Here is a 16,540-nt window from a genome sequence, read left to right on the forward strand (position 1 = left end):
ACCCCCACACTGCACTGGCCCTGAGACCGGCCGCCGTACCGCACCGGGGTGGTACGGCGGCCGGCTAGCCGCGTGCCTCCAGACGGGAGGCGTAGTCCAGGGCCCCGGCGCGGACGGCGGCGTGCACGGTCCGTGCGATCCGCGCGCCCCAGGTGGAGCGGGGCCCGGCGAAGACCTCCGGCGTTCCGCCGGCCGCGGCCGCGACGCAGATCGCGTCGGACGCCGTGCCCGTGCAGGGGAAGCCCGCTTCGAGCAGCGCCTGCGTCTTGGCCTCGGTCGCGGTGACGACCGCGTTCACCAGCGCCGCGTCGCTCAGCTGGACGGGGACTGCGACCACGATGTTGATCGTCCCGGGCTTCCAGGCCGGCGTCGCGTCCCCGTCCAGCGGGGCCAGTTCGGGATCGGGCGCCCCGGCGGGGGAGGCCGCCCAGGTCGGGACGCGCAGCCCGACCGTCGCCGACACGCGCACGCCCTCCCCGTCCCGCCGCACCGTTCGCGCCACCGAGGCAGCCGTGAGCATCCCGACGCCGGGGCCCTCCAGCCCGCCCGCCGCCGCGAGTTCGGCGAGGTGCGCGACCGGGTCGGTGCGCGCGTAGGCGCCGGGCACCTGGGCGTTCAGCACCCAGCGGGCCGGGCCGATGCCGCCGCCCAGCATCGCCGAGGAGATCATCCGATGGCCGCGGCCGGCCCGCCACACCGTGGAGGCGAGCCGCCTGCCGTCCTCCACCCGCCACACCGTTTCGAGGTTCACGGACGCTCCAGCGACAGGATCGGCCGGCCGCCCGGCCCGGGGGTGACGCTCACGCGGGCGTCGAAGTGCTCCTCGACCGCGTCGCGGGTGAGGACCAGGCCGGGCGGGCCCGACGCGGCCACCCGTCCCCCCGAGATGAGGACGAGCCCGTCGGCGTACTGCCCGGCGAGCGTCAGGTCGTGGATCGTGGTCACCACGGTCAGCCCGTCCGACAGCCGCAGCCGGTCGATCAGCTCCATCACCTGCTGCTGGTGGCCGATGTCGAGCGCGGTCGTCGGCTCGTCCAGCAGCAGCACCGAGGTCTGCTGCGCGAGGGCGCGGGCCAGCACCACGCGCTGCCGCTCACCGCCGGAGAGGTGGTCCAGGGGGCGTGACGCGAAGGGGGTGAGGCCTAGCCGGTCGAGGACCTCTCCGGTGATGGCCCGGTCGCGGGCGCTCTCCCGGCCCAGATGCGGGATGTAGGGGGAGCGCCCCAGCAGGGTGTAGTCGTACACCGTCATGCCCACTGGAAGGCTCGGGCTCTGCGGGGCGTAGGCGACGAGCCGGGCGCGCTGCCTCGGCTTGAGCGACTGCAGGTCCGCGCCCGCGAGGCTGATCTCGCCATGGGACGGCACCAGGCCGAGGACCGCGCGCAGCAGCGTCGACTTCCCCGCGCCGTTCGGCCCGATGACCGCCGTCCACGACCCGGCCGGGACCTCCAGCGACACGCCCTTCAGCACCCGGCGCCCGCCGAGCGCGACGTCCAGGCCCCGCACCGAGACGGTCACGTCTCCACCTGCCGGCGGGACGCGCGCAGCACCGCGACGAAGAACGGCCCGCCGACGAACGCCGTCACCACGCCCAGCGGGACCTCCCCGGGCCTGATGACCGTCCGCGCCACGAGGTCGGCCACCTCCAGGAACGCCGCGCCGCCCAGCAGCGACAGCGGCAGCACGATCCGGTACGACCCGCCCGCCAGCCGCCGCACCACGTGCGGGACGACGATGCCGACGAAGGCGATCAGCCCGCTCACCGCGACCGCCGACGCCGTCGCCAGCGACGCCGCCACCAGCACCGTCAGCCGGACCCGCGCCGCCGACAGGCCGAGCGAGGCCGCCTCCTCGTCGCCGACGCTCAGCACGTCCAGGAGCCGGCCGTGGGCGAGGAGCACCACGGTGGAGACCAGCGCGTACGGGAAGACGAGCGCCAGCTGGTGCCAGTCGGCCGATCCGACCCCGCCGAGGATCCACGAGTAGATCCGCTGCAGTTCCTCCGACTTCATCTGCTGGATCAGCGTCTGCACCGCGGCGAGGAAGGACGACACCGCGACGCCGGCCAGCACCAGCGTCGCCGTCCCGTTCCCGCGCCCCGTCGCGACGCTGCCCAGCACGTAGGCCAGCGCCACCCCGCCGATCGCGCCGACGAACGCCGCGAGCGGCACCGTGTACCCGGGGTCGCCCGGCACGAGCGCGATGACCAGCGTCGCCCCGACCCCCGCCCCCGCCGCCGCGCCCAGCAGGTACGGGTCGGCGAGCGGGTTGCGGAACACTCCCTGGTACCCGGCGCCCGCGACGGCGAGCATCCCGCCGACCAGTGCCGCCATCAGGGCCCTCGGCACCCGCAGCTGGAACAGCACGTTCTCGTCGATGACGCCGAACCCGCTGTCGGCGTGCACGAACGGGATCCTGTCGGCCAGCGCCTTCAGGACCCCGCCGACGGGCAGCCCGGCCGACCCCACCAGCACCCCCGCCAGCAGCGTCGCGAGCAGCAGCCCGACCGCCACCGCCAGCGGCAGTGGCCGCAGCCTGGCCTGGCCCTGCCGGCCGGGGGGTGAGCCGTCAAGGCCCGAGGGGACGACGCCCCCGGGGTGCGTCGTCGCCTCGGGCGGCGCATCGCCGCGGTCGCAGGAGACCTCGGGTGCCCGCCCCTGCCTGGAGACGTCCTTGGGACCTGTGCGGACGTCCGGGGACGTCCCGTCCGCGTCCTCGGCGTCGGCCGGGACGTCCCCGGTGTGCGGTCGGCGCCTGCTCACGGGCGGGCGTCCTCGGCGGCAGCGGTCACTGAACCTTCTGGACCGCGTCGCCGATCGCCTTGACGAACTCCGTCAGGCGCGGCCCCCAGCGGGAGGCGATGTCGTCGTCGAGTTCCACCACGCCGCCGTGGCCGACGGCGTCCAGGTCCGACCAGCCGGGGCGCTTGGTGAGGGCCGCGGCGTTCTGCCCGCAGCACTTGGTGTCGGCCAGGAAGATCAGGTCGGGGTCCTGCTTGAGCAGGTACTCGCGGGACAGCTGCGGGTAGCCGCCGGACGCCTTGTCCGCCTTGTCCGCGATGTTCTGCAGGCCGAAGAGCGCGTACACCTGGCCCGCGAAGGTCTTGGACGTCACCGAGTGGAGCTGGTTGTCCAGCTCGTGGTAGTAGGTGAGGCCCTTGGCCTTGGACGACGCGGCGACCGTCTTCTGGATGTCCGCGCGCATGCCGTCGGTGACCTTCTTGGCCTCGGCCTGGTGCCCGGTGGCCTGCCCGAGGTCGCCGATCTCGTCGTAGGCCTCGTCCAGGTTCGTCGCCGCCGGCTCCAGCAGGACGGGGACCTTCACCTTCTCCAGCGACTTGACGATGCCGTCCAGGTCGTCGGACAGCACGACGAGGTCCGGCTTGTAGGCGATGATCGCCTCGGCGTTCGGCTTGAAGCCCGACAGCTTCGTCCGCGGGGCGCCGGCCGGGTGGTTGGAGTAGTCGTCCACCGCGACCACCTGCGGTCCGGCGCCGATGGCGAAGAGCGTCTCGGTGTGCGTGGGGGACAGGGAGACGATGCGCTTCGGCTTGGCCGGGACGGCCACGGCTCCGTTGGCGGCCTGAACGGTGATGGTGTTCCCGTCCGGCGTGCCGCCGGTCTTGCCGTCGTCGCCGCCGCATGCGGTGGCGGCGAACGTGACGATGCCGATCGCCATCGCCGCGCCCAAGGTGCGTACGGGTCTCACAGGAGCCTCCTGGTTGCAGGGAAGCCGCGGCCCGTCAGGACGGATCGCCCTTCCACGAGGTCGACAATCGTCGGCGCGCGAGGAGGCGACCTGGCTCGGCCACTTCGAGAGGGGCACCACAGTTGCGGGACAGCGCCGGATTTTCCACCGGACTTCGCTCCTGGCGCGCAGCATCGCAACGGTATCAGCCACCGAATGCTGATCTGTCGGATTGTGCGGAGTGAGTACTCACTTCGGTCTTGACGGAGTGAGTACTCACTCCGTACGGTGGCGGACATGGAGGAGAAGGTCCGCCGGCGCGCCCCCGGGATGAGCCCGGAACAGCGCCGCGAAATGATCATCCGGACCGCGCTGCCGCTCGTCGCCGAGCACGGCATGGCCGTCACCACCGCCCAGATCGCCCGCGCCGCGGGCATCGGCGAGGCGACGATCTTCCGCGTGTTCGCCGACAAGGACGAACTGCTGGACGCCTGCGTCGCCGAGGCACTGCGGACCGACCTCGTCCTCGCCGAGATCGGCGCGATCCCGCTCGACCAGCCGCTGCCCGCGCGGCTTGCCGAGGCCGCCGCCGCGATCGACGCCTACCTCGCCCGCATGGGCCTGGTGATCGGCGCTCTGCACGCCACCGGCCGGCGCGAGCGCCGCGTGCCGGGCTCCGGCGAGCCCGGCCCCGACCGTGCCGCCGCCATGACCCGCACCTGCGAAGCGCTCGCCGAGCTGTTCGAACCCGAACGGGACCGGCTGCGCCTACCCGTCGAGCAGATCGCGAGCCTGTTCCTGGGCTTCGTGTTCAGCCGCGCCCGGCCCGCCGCCGCCCCCGACGCGCAGCCCCTCTCCGTCGAGGAGTACCTGGACGTCTTCCTGCACGGCGCTCTCAAGGAAGGAAACACAGCATGACGATCACCCTGAACCACGCGATCGTGACGGCCGCAGACAACGACGAGGCCGCCCGCTTCTTCGCCGCCGTCATGGGCCTGGAGTACACCGGCCCGCACCCGCACGCGCGCCACTTCGTCCCGATCCGGGTGAATGAGGGCCTCACCCTCGACTTCATGACGGTCGCCTACCCGCAGGGCCACCACCTGGCCTTCGACGTGGACGCCGTCACCTTCGACACGGTCGTGGACCGCCTCGACGCCCGTGAGATCCCCTATGGCGACGGCCCCGCCCACGCCGACAACGGCCGTGTCGACGAGAACCACCCGCTCGGCGGCCGCGGCCTCTACTTCTCTGACGCCAGCGGCAACCTCTACGAGGTCATTTCGCCGTGACCGTCTTCAGGAACTCCCGGGTGCGCCGGTCGCCGGGCATGTACTCGGCGGCGACGAAGTCGGTGACGCCCGCCTCGGACAGCTCCTCCAGCTTCGCCGCGACCGCGTCCTCGTCCCCGACGACGGCAAGGTCCTTCGGCCCCGCCACGCCTTCCCGGTCCATCATCGCCCGGTAGGACGGCAGCACCCCGTACACCTCGAACGTCTCCCCGGCCTGCTCCCGCGCGCGCTCCACGTCACCGGTGACGCACACGGGCAGGACGCACACGACGCGCGGCGCGTCCCGTCCGGCCGCCTCGGCCGCCGCCGTGATGGTCGGCACGATGTGCTCGCGGACGGTGCCAGGACCGGTCATCCACAGCACCGTCCCGTCCGCCCGCTCCGCCGCCAGCTTCAGCATCTTCGGGCCGAGCGCCGCCAGCAGCAGCGGCACCCGCCCCTCGTTCGGCACGCTCAACCCGACGTTGCCCCGCAGCGTCTCGCCCGTGAAGGAGGCGTTCTCCCCTTCGAGCAGCGGCGCCAGCACCGACAGGTACTCGTTCATGTGCCGCAGCGGCCTGCCGAAGTCGTATCCGTACATCTCCTCGATGACGATCTGGTGGGACAGCCCGACGCCGAGCGTGAACCGCCCCCGCAGCGCCAGCGCGGTCGTCCTCGCCTGCTGCGCCAGCACGGCCGGATGCCGCGGATACGTGGGCACGACCGCCGTCCCGAGCTCGATGCCGGACACCCCGCTGCCCGCCACGGCCAGCGCGGTCAGCGCGTCCAACCCGAAGATCTGCGACATCCACGCCGAGGAGAACCCGTCGTCCACCGCACGCCGCACATCGTCCGCCAGCTTCCCCAGCGCCTCGACGCCGCCCCGCTCGTTGAGCAGAACCCCAACCCGCACCAGGACCTCCCAGAGAGATAACCGGATCCTTACATGACCCCTCCCTACCTAAGCGCTCTACCCCCGACCGTCACAAGGCGGACCCCGGCAAGCCGAAAGACCAGGCATCGCCGTCGCCAACCTCGGTATCGCCGTCGCCAAGGTCGTCGCGGCGCTGATCACCGGATCGGCGTGGAGGACGGCGGAGGTCGCGCACTCGATCGCCGAGACACGGGGCGCGAGCCAGACGATCGGACCAGGTGAAGTCGTGCGGGACGGCGGTGCGGTGGAGCGCCGAGATACCTTGGCCCCCTGCGACGCCGTGCCGCCGTAAGGGCGTGCTGCCAACGGAAAAGCCTGTGGTCAGGTGGCGTCGATTTCGCTGCCGCCTGGTGCGTGTTGCCGGGCCAGTCTCCTGTCATTGTCTGCCCATCGGCGGTGGCGCGCGGCTGACTGGAGGTGCAACTCGGCCTCTTCGGGGTGGACGGTGGCCATCTCCTCCAGGAGCAACGCGGCGCGGTCGTGGGCTCCCGCCGATGAGACCATCGCCTGCCGCGCGTACTCCTCGGCCCCGGGCCTGCACTCCGAGGCCGTCGCAGGGGCTTCGGGACCTTCAGGCAGCCGCGTTGTCGCTGCGCGCTCGGAGGCTCGCCGCGTACGGCGTGCCTTCACCCCAAGCGCGCGCTCTTCGCTGTCCATACCAGCCAATCCGACGCTAAAGCCCGTCGACCAACCAGCCCACCAGACACATTCGATTTCTACCCAGCACCCTGTCCTTTCAGCCCAGTCCGGCGGACACATACCTAACCCGTCATTTCCCTAGGGACACCCATGGGTCGCTGAACTCGGACTTCGCGCCCGGGCGAGAGGTGGTGTAAGGCGTCGGTAGTGAGGGAGGAGGGAAGGGAATCGCGTTCGGGGCGGGACGTCAGTGCTGGCCCAGGTAAAAGCGGCTCCCTTGATCGTCGGTGCATTCGGAGGTGACGCCGTAGGGCTGTCGGGCGGGGTCGGTAGCGGTGCCGCCGGCCTCGCGGACGCGGGCGACGGCGGGCTCGATGTCGTCGACCGTGTACATCGGGACCACCACGGGATGGTCGGCGCCACCGTACATACCCGTCATGGGGCGGACCTCCGTTCCGCCGAGGCGGACGCTCCAGCCGCCCGGCGTGTGGCCCGGCGTGAACTCCCAGTGCAGCACCTCGCCGTAGAAGGAGCGTGCACGGGCGATGTCGGGGACGCCGATGGTGAGGTAGGAGATCTCGCCGTGGTGAGCGGTGAGCCCCGCTGCTTCCGCGAGCCGGCCCTCGACGGGACTGACCGCCTCCGCGGGCTGGTAGACCGAGAAGCGCAGGCCCTGGTCGTCCGTGCACATGGCGCTGACACCGAAAGGCTCGTCGGTCGGCTCTTGGGCGTCACCACCGGCATCGCGGATCTGCCGGACGGTTCCGTGGACGTCCTCGACCGCGAAGGCCAGGTAGACGGTGCGGTGCTCCTGCCCGCCGAAGAGACCGATGTGCTGTTCGGGCAGTCCTTCAACGCGACGACCGGCCTCCGCGCCTCCGGGGACCGTGTGCCAGCCGAGGACGGAGCCATAGAAGGCGGCGGCGCGGTCCACGTCGGGGACCCAGACCGAGGCGTATCCGACGTCGCCGTGCCGTAGCCGCGGACGTGCGGGCAGCGGGGGGCCTGCGATGACCCAGCGGTGGCCGAACGGGTCCATCACAACGCCATTGCGGCCGTAGGGGTAGTCGGCCACGGGGCGATGGGCGACGGCCCCCATTTCGACGGCGTGGGAGAAGACGATGTCCACGTCGGGGACGTTCAGGTAGAGCGACTGGCTGGGGCCGCCGCGTGCCTTCGGCCCGAGCAGGCCGCTCTCCGGCCACTCGTCGGCGAGCATCAGGACGGAGTCGCCGATGACGAGCTCGGCGTGACCGACACGTCCGTCTTCCATCACCATCGGCTCGCCCCGGAGCTCGGCACCGAACGCTTCCGCGTACCAGCGCAGGGCGCGCCGGCCGTCGTCGACGCACAGGTAGGGGGTGAGCGACCGCACCTCGGCCTGCGTTTCACGAACGGTGGTCGTCGTCATGGTTTCTCCTGTGGGTTGCAGCAGCGCGCGCCGCAGGCGTTCACGCAGCCGCGCCGCGAAGGCCGGGTCGGGATCGACTGGGACGACCGGCGTGCGGAGAGCCTCCAGCGGATCAGTCATCGTGGCCCTCCTTTCCGCCGGGGTGCCCGGGGACCCGTCTCCCTGGTGGACAGTGGTCGGTGTAGGCCCGCCGGAAGGCCTTGCGCGCCCGTGTCAGCAGCGCCTCGGTCGCGTGAAGCGTCCGGCCCAGATGTTCGGCGACCTGCGGGACGGGCAGCCCGTCGAGGTAGCGCAGCGTCAGGGCTGCCCTGTGGTGAGGCGCCAGCGTGTCGAGGACGTCTCGGGCGACGAGGGCGTCCAGGCGTTCGTCCCACGGGTCTTCCGCGGCGTCCAGGACGCCCCCGTCCAAGGCCTGGAGACCGCGTTGCTCCCGCGCCGCCCGGCGCCAGTGGTCGGCCAGTTTGTGCCGCGCCACGCCGACGAGCCATGCGACCGACAGCACCGGGGGAGGCTCCTTGCGCAGCGCCTCCACGGCGGCCAGGAAGGTCTCGGCGGTCAGGTCCTCGGCCAGGGCGCGCCGGCCGCACCGGGGCAGCAGGTAGCCGTAGACCTCGGGCAGGGCCGTGTCGTAGAGATCGAGCAGGGCCGGCCCCGGGTCGGGCTCCAGCTGTCCCGGGTGGTTCATACCCCTCCATCGCTCGGCGGGCCGCTTCTCCGACGGGCCTGGCCACGTTTTTTCGAGCCCTCGCAGCCGATGCGCGATCATTGAGGCGTGGTGACTCCCGAACCGCTCACCCTCTACACCGGTGACGGTGTCCGAATCGACGCAGGTCACACGTCTTTCGACGGTGAGGTCTGCTTCATCCTGGCGCACGGTTTCACCTGTTCGTGGCGCCAGCCCGCGTTACGCCGGATCGCCGCGGCCCTCGGCCGGCACGGCGGCGTGATCGGGCTCGACTTCCGCGGGCACGGCCGGTCCGGTGGCCACTCCACGGTAGGCGACCGCGAGGTGCTCGACGTCGCCGCGGCGGTCGCGGCGGCCCGCCGACGGGGATACGAGCGGATCGTCCTGACGGGGTTCTCCATGGGCGGTGCCATCGTCGTCAGGTATGCGGCCCTGCACGGCGGGGTGGACGCAGTGGTCTCGGTCAGTGCGCCCGCACGCTGGTACTACCGCGGGACGGTGCCGATGCGGCGGGTGCACTGGGTGATCGAACGACGCGCGGGACGGATGGCGGTCCGCTTGGCGCGCCGCACACGAATCTCGTCCAAGGGCTGGGATCCGGTTCCCGAGGCACCACACGAGGTCGCCGGACGGATCGCGCCGGTGCCGCTGCTGGTCGTCCACGGGGCCGCGGATCCGTTCTTTCCCGTCGAACACGGCCACCAGCTCTATGAGGCGGCGTCCGATCCGAAGGAACTGTGGATAGAACCGTCCTTCGGCCACGCCGAGGTGGCGGCCACTCCTGACTTGGTCAACCGCATGGCCGTGTGGGCGACGGAGGCGGTCTCCGCAACGCCGGCGCCACTCGCCCCGGACGAAGAACCGCCAGGCCGCGAGCACCGCGACTAATGCGTTGAACTGGGATAACTCAAAGTTATCCACATTCCTGCGGTGGCCCGTCCGGAACCGCCGGGCCAGGCATCATCAGTCCCATGGACGGATTCACCCTCACCTGGAAACGAACGGCCGCCGACTCGATCATCCCCATAGGACCAGACGCCTATGTCGTACCCGTCAGGGGGAGCGGCCTTGCCGCACGCGCCGCAGCGTTGAGCAGTCTCCTTCCCCAGGAAGTCGTCATCGCGCGGCGAACGGCTGCATGGATATGGGGCCTGGACGTCTTACCTCCGGGAGTGAACGAGCTCGACTGGGACGTCGAACTCATCACTCCCCGAACCCCCGAGGCTCCACCGGAGCCGTCCCCTGTCACCGCCGACAGCGTCGAAGTGCCGCCCGAACACGTAGTGAAGGAATCCGATGTACGCCTCACATCCCCGACCCGCACTGCACTCGACTGCGCCCGCTGGCTCCCTCGCTATGAGGCGGTCGCTGCCCTTGACCAGTTCCTGCGGCGAGACGTGGACGTTGAGGAACTCGCCGCGATGGCCCGGACGCTTCGGGGATATCGCGGCAACAAACGGCTGCGCCAGATTCTCCGCCTCGGAGACCGTGGCGCGGCCTCCCCCGGAGAGAGTTGGATCCGCGTCGCCGTCGTGGACACCGGGTTCCCGCTCCCTGAGACACAGATTCCCGTGCTGGGCGCGCAAGGTCGCTGGCTCTACATCGACCTCGGTTACCGCGAATTTCGCGTCGGCCTCGAATACGACGGCGAACGCCACCACACCGGCCGAGTGGCCAGGACCCACGACGCACGCCGCCGAGACTGGCTCGCCAAAGAGATGGGCTGGGACGTCATCCCCGTCACCAAGAGCTTCTTGACCCGCCCCGCCCCTTACCTGGGCGCCCTTCTGACAGCGCTGCTCCAGCGCGGCTGGCAGCCCGACAACGCCACGATGGAGCACATGGCCGCCCGCCTGGCGCGCCTGGAACGCCGACCACGCTGAACGCCAGAAGTTGCCGGCATTCATCAAGTTGGCAGGGGCTATCCGTTGTCGAGGAGATTCACCAGGCGTTTGGGGGCTATGAGACGGTAACTGTCCTGGATCAGTTCGGCGATCTCGTCCCAGTCATGGTCGACGTCGAGCCGTGCGCCGATCCAGCCTTTGACGCCCACGTACTTCGGGACGAAGAAACGCTCGGGCGCCTCTGCGACCAGAGCGTCCTGCACGCCGGGCCCGGCCTTGAACGTCAGAGACAGGCCGTCCTCGGAGGTCATCGCGAACAGCTTGTCGCGAACACGGAAGGAGGGCGCCGTGTGACCGCCGAAAGGTTTCTCGGTCGCCTCTGGCAACGACATGCAGATCTCTCGGATCCGATTCAAAGCATCAAAGTCGTTCATCGCAAATTTCGCATTCTGTAGGCGGACACGGGAAAGCTATTCGATGGGGGAGACGTGAGGGCGCAACACATGGAACTCATTGCCTTCGGGGCCCGCAAGCACGGCCCACGGCAGGTCGGTGGACTGGCCGACGCCGGCGCTGCGAGCACCAAGGGCGAGGATGCGCCGCACTTCGGCCTCTCGGTCGTCCGGGTCAAGCTCTCGTTGCAACCGGTTCTTCGCGGTCTTCGTGCTGGCATCGCGGACGAGGCTCAGCCCGGGACGGGCGTGAGCGGTCGCGCCGACCATCACCACGTCGTTCGGGCGGAAGAGGACCGGCTGATCGAGGAAACCCGCGCGGAACTCGGCGAGCGCGGACGGCTCCCGAGAGTCTATGACCAGGTGGTAGGGGCGCGATGCCATGCCCAGAGGCTAGCCGCAGGGTGTGACGCCGCAGAAAAGCCAAGCAGTCGCGCCCCTCCCGAGAGCGCACGCCAAAGCGCGCCCCTCGGGCTCACCCCCGCCCCGCACAACGCGCGACTACTGGCCTGGCGTTGATTTTGCTTGGTTTGTGGGGCCGGGGATGGGCGCGGCCCTGGGAAGCGGAGGGCCGCGTCCATCCCGGGGGTTCGGACGGAGCTTGCTGGTTGTCGGCGCTTGATGCTTGGGCGAAGGAAGGGGCGCTCGCGGGGCGTTGCGGGGCGGGGTCTTGGATCCTTGCGGGTTGGTCTCATGGGCGAGGGGGATTCTTCCGCTCTGCGGAAGGGGCTGTCGGTGGCGTGGAGGAGGTAGGCGCCGAGGCGGACGGTGAGGGGGCGACGGTGAGGGGGCGACGGTGAGGGAGTCGATGGCGAGGTCGCGTTTTGAGGCGGTGGAGTTCGTCGTCTGCGCACGCGTGTCGGGTGGGGTGGTGGCTTGTGGGCTCTGTGGGTGGTGCCGGGAAGGGGTGCTTGGTGCTGGGGTTACGGGGTGGGGTGTAGCGCGTGGCGGAGGGCGGTTGTGCGGGCGGTCGTCATGCGTTGTGTCACGCGGGCGTCTGTGATCACGGTGGAGCCGTGGAAGGTACCGGGGTAGTGGTGGAGTTCGGTCGGGACGCCTGCCTGGATCAGTCGCTGCGCGTAGGCCAGGCCCTCGTCGCGCAGCGGGTCGAACTCGCAGGCCGTGACGTAGGCGGGCGGCAGCCCCGAGAGGTCCTCGGCGCGGGCGGGAGCCGCGTACGGGGAGACGCCGTCGGTGCCGCGGACGCCCTTGCCCAGGTAGTAGTCCCAGCTCAGCTCGGCGTTGGGGCGGTGCCAGATCGGTGTGTCGGTGAAGGCGCGCATGGAGGGGGTGTCGAGCCGGTCGTCCAGCTCCGGGACGCCGAGGAGCTGGAAGCACAAGGGGGGACCACCCCGGTCGCGGGCGAGCAGGGCGACGGCCGCGGACAGCCCGCCGCCCGCGCTCTCGCCGCCCACCGCCAGTCGGTCCGGATCGATCCCGAGGTCGGCGGCGTTCGCCGCCGTCCAGGTGAGGGCGGCGTAGCAGTCCTCAAGCCCGGCCGGGAAGGGGTGTTCGGGAGCGAGCCGGTACTCGACGGACACCACCACGGCGCCCACCTCTACCGCGATGGCGGCCGCGTCGTCAGTGGACATGCCGATGCCGCCCAGGACGAATCCGCCTGGATGGATGTAGACGAGCCCCGGGAGGACGCCCGCCCGGTTCGCCGGCGCGTAGACGCGGATGAGGACGTCCGGTGCGTTCGACGGTCCGGGAACGGTGAGGTCGCGGGTCTCGAACGGAGCGGGCGGAACGTACTTCGGCATGCCGGCGAACATGTCCATTTCGTCCCGGCGGGTCTGCTCGATGTCGACGATCGACAGACGCGGGATCCGCGGGATCCACGGGAGGAGTTCCGGATCGTAGGCGTAGGGCAACTTGGGGCTCCTTTCGGTGGGGCGTCACCAGTGTCGGACGGCCCGCGCCGCCTGCCCAGCCCCCGCCTGCCGCGGGGACCGCCCAGCTGAATCCACTTCGTCGTGAAGGGGTCGGTGCCCGGGCACGGCGATGGTGAGGGCCGCCGTCGGGCGGGTGCCGCGGCGGTGCGGAGGCGTCCGAGCGTTCGGTCTCACCGATCTGTTATTGCCAGACTGATCATCCGTAGGCAGCCTCTGAGGTATGGGAGACGCGAAACCCACCGTCCTTGCCCGGGCTCCTGCCGCCGCGCGCGGTGACGGGAGGCGGCGATGAGCTTCTCCGAGTACCTCTCCGAACGCTGGCCCACGATCGCCCGGATGATGGGCGAGCACGCCGAGGTCGTCCTGATCGCCGTCGCGATCGCGGCCGTGGTCGGGATCGGGCTCGGCGTCGCGGTGGAGGGGCGGCCGAGGGCGAAGGGGCTGGCCCTCGGCGTCACCGGCACCATGCTGACCGTTCCTTCGCTCGCGCTGTTCGGCCTGCTCATCCCGCTGTTCGGGCTGGGCCTGGCCCCCACCATCACCGCGCTGGCGCTGTACGCGGTGTTCCCGATCCTGCGCAACACCATCACCGGGCTGGACGGCGTGCCGAGCGCGGTGGAGGAGGCGGCGCGGGGGATGGGGATGAGCCCGCTGAGCCGGCTGCTGCGGGTCAGACTGCCGCTGGCCTGGCCGGTCCTGCTCACCGGCGTCCGGGTCGCCACGATCATGACGGTGGCGATCGCGGCGATCGCCGCCGCCGTGGCCGGGCCCGGGCTGGGCGAGCTGATCTTCGGGGGGCTGTCCCGCATCGGCGGCGCCAACGCGCTGAACGACACTCTCGCCGGAACGCTCGGCGTCGCCGTCCTGGCGCTCGTCCTGGACGCGCTGTTCGTCCTGCTGTCCCGGCTCACCACCTCCAGGGGGCTGCGATGACCGAACCCGCCGCGACCGAGACCACGCAGGCCGCCCCGCCCGGACGGGAGATGATCCGGCTGGAGGGCGTCACCAAGCGGTACCCCGGGCAGGACGCCCCGGCCGTCGGCGATCTCACGCTCAGCGTCCGGGACGGGGAGATCGTCGTGCTGCTGGGCCCGTCCGGCTGCGGCAAGACGACCACGCTGCGCCTGATCAACCGGCTGATCGAACCGACCTCGGGCCGCATCCTGCTCGACGGGGAGGACGTCACCCGGGTCGACGCCGACCGGCTGCGCCGCCGGATCGGCTACGTGATCCAGCAGGTCGGGCTGTTCCCGCACATGACGATCGCCGCGAACGTCGGGCTCATCCCGCGGACGCTCGGCTGGGACGGCAGGCGCGTGCGCGCCCGTGTCGACGAGCTGCTCGACATGGTCGGCCTCGATCCCGGCACGTACCGCGGCCGGTACCCGAAGGAGCTGTCCGGCGGGCAGCAGCAGCGCGTCGGGGTCGCCCGTGCTCTCGCCGCCGACCCGCCCGCGATGCTGATGGACGAGCCGTTCGGCGCACTCGACCCCATCACGCGCGAGCGGCTCCAGGACGCGTTCCTGGAACTGCAGGCCCGGATCGGCAAGACGATCGTCCTGGTCACCCACGACCTCACCGAGGCGCTGAAGCTCGGCGACCGGATCGCGATCCTCGGACAGGGCGCGAAGCTCGTGCAGTACGACACGCCCGCGGCGATCCTCGCCGAGCCGGCCGACGGGTTCGTCGCGGAGTTCGTCGGGGCAGGCGCCGCGATGCGGCGGCTGCGGCTCGTCGAGGTCGGCTCGATCGAGTTGGCGCCCGCCGCGGAAGGCGCTCCGGCCGCGACCGTGCGCGCGGACCAGTCCCTGTACGAGGCCCTCGATGCGATGCTCCGCGCCGGGGCGGAGACCGCCACCGTCCTGGACGAGAACGGACGCCCCGCGGGCGCGGTCTCGTGGTCGGCGATCGTCCGGCGGACCCCGGAGCCGCGGTCATGACCGTCGCGGCGGTGCCGGAGCGGACGAGGCCCGGCGACGAGGCCGCCGGGCGTTCCCTCGCCGGGCTCCTGGTCACCCCCGTCTTCCTCGTCGCCGTGTCGGCGGCGCTCTATCTCTACGTGCGAGGCCTGGACCTCGACGCGATCGAGCGCAGATCCCTCGACCGGTCCGAGATCACCCATCAGTTCCTCCAGCACATCAAGCTGGTCGCGGTGTCCACGGCGCTCGTCCTCGCGATCGCGATCCCGCTCGGCGTGCTGGTGACCCGGCCGGGGCCGAACCGGCTGTCGGCGCCGTTGCTCGCGCTCGCCAACGTGGGCCAGGCCGTCCCGTCGATCGGGGTGCTCGTCCTGCTCGCCGTCACGGTCGGCATCGGCTTCCAGAAGGCGGTGATCGCGCTCATCCTGGTGTCGGCTCTGCCGGTTCTGCGCAACACGATGGTCGGCCTGCAGGGCGTCGACCGGTCCCTCATCGAGGCGGGGCGCGGCATCGGCCTGTCCAGGACGGCGGTCCTGTTCCGCGTCGAGCTGCCGCTCGCCGTTCCGGTGATCCTCGCCAGCGTCCGGGTCGCGGTGATCCTCAACGTGGGCAGCGCGACGCTGGCCGCGTTCACCAACGCGGGCGGGCTCGGCGACCTCATCAACACCGGCATCTCCCTCAACCGGACTCCGATCCTGCTCACCGGAAGCGTCCTGACCGCCGTGCTCGCGATGGCCGCCGACTGGCTGATCGGCATCGTCGAGCTCGTCCTGCGCCCCCGCGGCCTCTGAACCCCACCAGGAGATCCACCATGCGCAAGCTCCCCGCCGCCGCGTCCCTCGCCGCGTCCCTCGCCGCCGTCGCCCTGACCGCCGGCTGCTTCAGCTCCACCGGCACCGACGCCAAGGCCGGGAGCCTGGCCGAGGGCAACTCGCTCAAGGGCGTCACCCTCACCGTCGGGTCCAAGGAGTTCACCGAGCAGCTCGTCCTCTGCCAGGTCACCGCCCTCGCGCTGCGCTCTGCGGGCGCGACCGTCAAGGAGAAGTGCGGACTCCAGGGCAGCAACACCACGCGGGCCGCGCTGACCTCCGGCAGCATCGACCTCTATTGGGAGTACACGGGCACCGCCTGGGTCAACTACCTCAAGCAGACCGAGCCGATCGGCGACCCGGCTCGGCAGTACGCGGCCGTCGCGGAGCAGGATCTCGCGAAGAACAAGGTGAAGTGGCTGGCCGCCGCGCCCGCCAACAACACCTACGCCTTGGCGGTGAAGACGACGACGATGCGGCAGCTCGGGATCGCGGACCTGTCGGGCTACGCGAGGCTGGCGAAGACCGACCCGTCGAAGGCGTCCACGTGCGTGGCGAGCGAGTTCGCGGGACGCAGCGACGGGTGGCCCGGCCTGCAGAAGGCCTACGGGTTCAGCCTGCCGAAGTCGGACGTGGCGACGCTGGCCGAAGGCGCCATCTACGACGCCGTCGGGAAGGGCGAGCCGTGCGCCTTCGGCGAGGTCGCCACCACCGACGGGCGCATCAAGGCGCTCGGCCTGACCCCGGTACCGGACGACAAGAAGTTCTTCCCCGTCTACAACCCCGCCCTCACCGTCCGCGAGTCCGTCTACAGGGACGATCCCGCCATCGAGAAGATCGCGAACCCGATCGCCGCGGCGCTCACCGACTCGGTCCTGCGGGAGCTCAACGGCGAGGTCGACATCAGGGGCAAGCAGCCGGAGGAGGTCGCCGAGACGTGGCTGAAGTCCAAGGGCTTCATCGGCGGGTAGCCGCGGGAGGGACGGATCGTCCG

18 protein-coding genes are annotated in these 16,540 nt (G+C 71.2%); 8 read left to right on the forward strand and 10 right to left on the reverse strand.

Going from position 1 to position 16,540, the window contains the following annotated elements; all coding sequences use genetic code 11:
• Positions 1-64: 64 nt before the first annotated feature.
• The 4 genes from BJ999_RS16200 to BJ999_RS16215 form a co-directional block, all read right to left on the reverse strand.
• Positions 65-751, reverse strand: coding sequence for an adenosylcobinamide amidohydrolase (locus tag BJ999_RS16200; RefSeq protein WP_229810464.1), 687 nt, complete (start codon positions 749-751; stop codon positions 65-67).
• On the reverse strand, positions 748-1,518 hold the full coding sequence (locus tag BJ999_RS16205) for an ABC transporter ATP-binding protein (RefSeq protein ID WP_179834073.1): 771 nt from the start codon (positions 1,516-1,518) through the stop codon (positions 748-750). Before BJ999_RS16205 ends, BJ999_RS16200 begins: the two co-directional genes overlap by 4 nt.
• Positions 1,515-2,534 (reverse strand): FecCD family ABC transporter permease, encoded by a 1,020-nt coding sequence (locus BJ999_RS16210; RefSeq protein WP_179838586.1) that lies wholly within the window; start codon positions 2,532-2,534, stop codon positions 1,515-1,517. The genes BJ999_RS16205 and BJ999_RS16210 overlap by 4 nt, the downstream gene beginning before the upstream one ends.
• Before the next feature lie 253 nt (positions 2,535-2,787).
• The gene (locus tag BJ999_RS16215; protein ID WP_229810463.1) at positions 2,788-3,708 is read right to left on the reverse strand and encodes an ABC transporter substrate-binding protein; all 921 of its coding nucleotides are present in this window, start codon (positions 3,706-3,708) and stop codon (positions 2,788-2,790) included.
• 276 nt (positions 3,709-3,984) lie between these two features.
• On the opposite strand from BJ999_RS16215, the gene BJ999_RS16220 reads away from it, so the two are divergent.
• Together BJ999_RS16220 and BJ999_RS16225 are read left to right on the forward strand one after the other, a co-directional pair.
• Positions 3,985-4,605, forward strand: a complete 621-nt coding sequence (locus BJ999_RS16220; RefSeq protein ID WP_229810462.1) for a TetR/AcrR family transcriptional regulator — start codon at positions 3,985-3,987, stop codon at positions 4,603-4,605.
• Complete coding sequence (locus BJ999_RS16225) at positions 4,602-4,979, forward strand: VOC family protein (protein WP_179834074.1); 378 nt, start codon at positions 4,602-4,604, stop codon at positions 4,977-4,979. Before BJ999_RS16220 ends, BJ999_RS16225 begins: the two co-directional genes overlap by 4 nt.
• On the opposite strand, the gene BJ999_RS16230 is transcribed toward BJ999_RS16225, so the two are convergent.
• The 3 genes from BJ999_RS16230 to BJ999_RS16240 form a co-directional block, all read right to left on the reverse strand.
• Positions 4,966-5,871, reverse strand: a complete 906-nt coding sequence (locus BJ999_RS16230) for an LLM class F420-dependent oxidoreductase (RefSeq protein ID WP_179834075.1) — start codon at positions 5,869-5,871, stop codon at positions 4,966-4,968. The genes BJ999_RS16225 and BJ999_RS16230 overlap by 14 nt on opposite strands.
• Before the next feature lie 907 nt (positions 5,872-6,778).
• A complete protein-coding gene (locus BJ999_RS16235; RefSeq protein WP_179834076.1) occupies positions 6,779-8,062 on the reverse strand; it encodes a VOC family protein in 1,284 nt (427 codons plus the stop codon).
• Positions 8,055-8,627 (reverse strand): RNA polymerase sigma factor, encoded by a 573-nt coding sequence (locus BJ999_RS16240; RefSeq protein WP_179834077.1) that lies wholly within the window; start codon positions 8,625-8,627, stop codon positions 8,055-8,057. The genes BJ999_RS16235 and BJ999_RS16240 overlap by 8 nt, the downstream gene beginning before the upstream one ends.
• 87 nt (positions 8,628-8,714) lie before the next feature.
• On the opposite strand from BJ999_RS16240, the gene BJ999_RS16245 reads away from it, so the two are divergent.
• Entirely contained in the window at positions 8,715-9,515 is an 801-nt protein-coding gene (locus BJ999_RS16245) for an alpha/beta hydrolase (protein ID WP_179834078.1), read from the forward strand.
• 83 nt (positions 9,516-9,598) lie between these two features.
• On the forward strand, positions 9,599-10,510 hold the full coding sequence (locus tag BJ999_RS16250) for a hypothetical protein (RefSeq protein WP_179834079.1): 912 nt from the start codon (positions 9,599-9,601) through the stop codon (positions 10,508-10,510).
• 38 nt (positions 10,511-10,548) lie between these two features.
• Here the strand turns inward: BJ999_RS16250 and BJ999_RS16255 are convergent, their stop codons facing one another.
• The 3 genes from BJ999_RS16255 to BJ999_RS16265 all read right to left on the reverse strand — a co-directional run bounded on the left by BJ999_RS16255 (position 10,549) and on the right by BJ999_RS16265 (position 12,797).
• Positions 10,549-10,905: an MmcQ/YjbR family DNA-binding protein gene (locus BJ999_RS16255; RefSeq protein WP_179834080.1), complete on the reverse strand. Its 357-nt coding sequence runs from the start codon at positions 10,903-10,905 to the stop codon at positions 10,549-10,551.
• Between the two features lie 36 nt (positions 10,906-10,941).
• Positions 10,942-11,307, reverse strand: a complete 366-nt coding sequence (locus tag BJ999_RS16260) for a VOC family protein (RefSeq protein WP_179834081.1) — start codon at positions 11,305-11,307, stop codon at positions 10,942-10,944.
• 539 nt (positions 11,308-11,846) lie between these two features.
• Positions 11,847-12,797 carry an alpha/beta hydrolase gene (locus tag BJ999_RS16265; RefSeq protein ID WP_179834082.1) on the reverse strand — a complete coding sequence of 317 codons (951 nt, stop codon included), beginning with the start codon at positions 12,795-12,797 and terminating at the stop codon, positions 11,847-11,849.
• A gap of 309 nt (positions 12,798-13,106) precedes the next feature.
• Between BJ999_RS16265 and BJ999_RS16270 the strand changes: the two genes are divergently transcribed.
• Genes BJ999_RS16270 through BJ999_RS16285 form a run of 4 tightly spaced genes read left to right on the forward strand, consistent with a single transcriptional unit; the run spans position 13,107 to position 16,517 of the window.
• Positions 13,107-13,751: an ABC transporter permease gene (locus BJ999_RS16270; RefSeq protein WP_179834083.1), complete on the forward strand. Its 645-nt coding sequence runs from the start codon at positions 13,107-13,109 to the stop codon at positions 13,749-13,751.
• Positions 13,748-14,758 (forward strand): ABC transporter ATP-binding protein, encoded by a 1,011-nt coding sequence (locus BJ999_RS16275; protein WP_218935081.1) that lies wholly within the window; start codon positions 13,748-13,750, stop codon positions 14,756-14,758. Before BJ999_RS16270 ends, BJ999_RS16275 begins: the two co-directional genes overlap by 4 nt.
• A complete protein-coding gene (locus tag BJ999_RS16280; protein WP_179834084.1) occupies positions 14,755-15,528 on the forward strand; it encodes an ABC transporter permease in 774 nt (257 codons plus the stop codon). Before BJ999_RS16275 ends, BJ999_RS16280 begins: the two co-directional genes overlap by 4 nt.
• A 20-nt stretch (positions 15,529-15,548) precedes the next feature.
• Positions 15,549-16,517 carry a glycine betaine ABC transporter substrate-binding protein gene (locus BJ999_RS16285; RefSeq protein WP_179834085.1) on the forward strand — a complete coding sequence of 323 codons (969 nt, stop codon included), beginning with the start codon at positions 15,549-15,551 and terminating at the stop codon, positions 16,515-16,517.
• Positions 16,518-16,540: the final 23 nt, after the last annotated feature.

Origin of the sequence: Actinomadura citrea (assembly GCF_013409045.1) — a bacterium.
Classification (GTDB): Bacteria; Actinomycetota; Actinomycetes; order Streptosporangiales; family Streptosporangiaceae; genus Spirillospora; species Spirillospora citrea.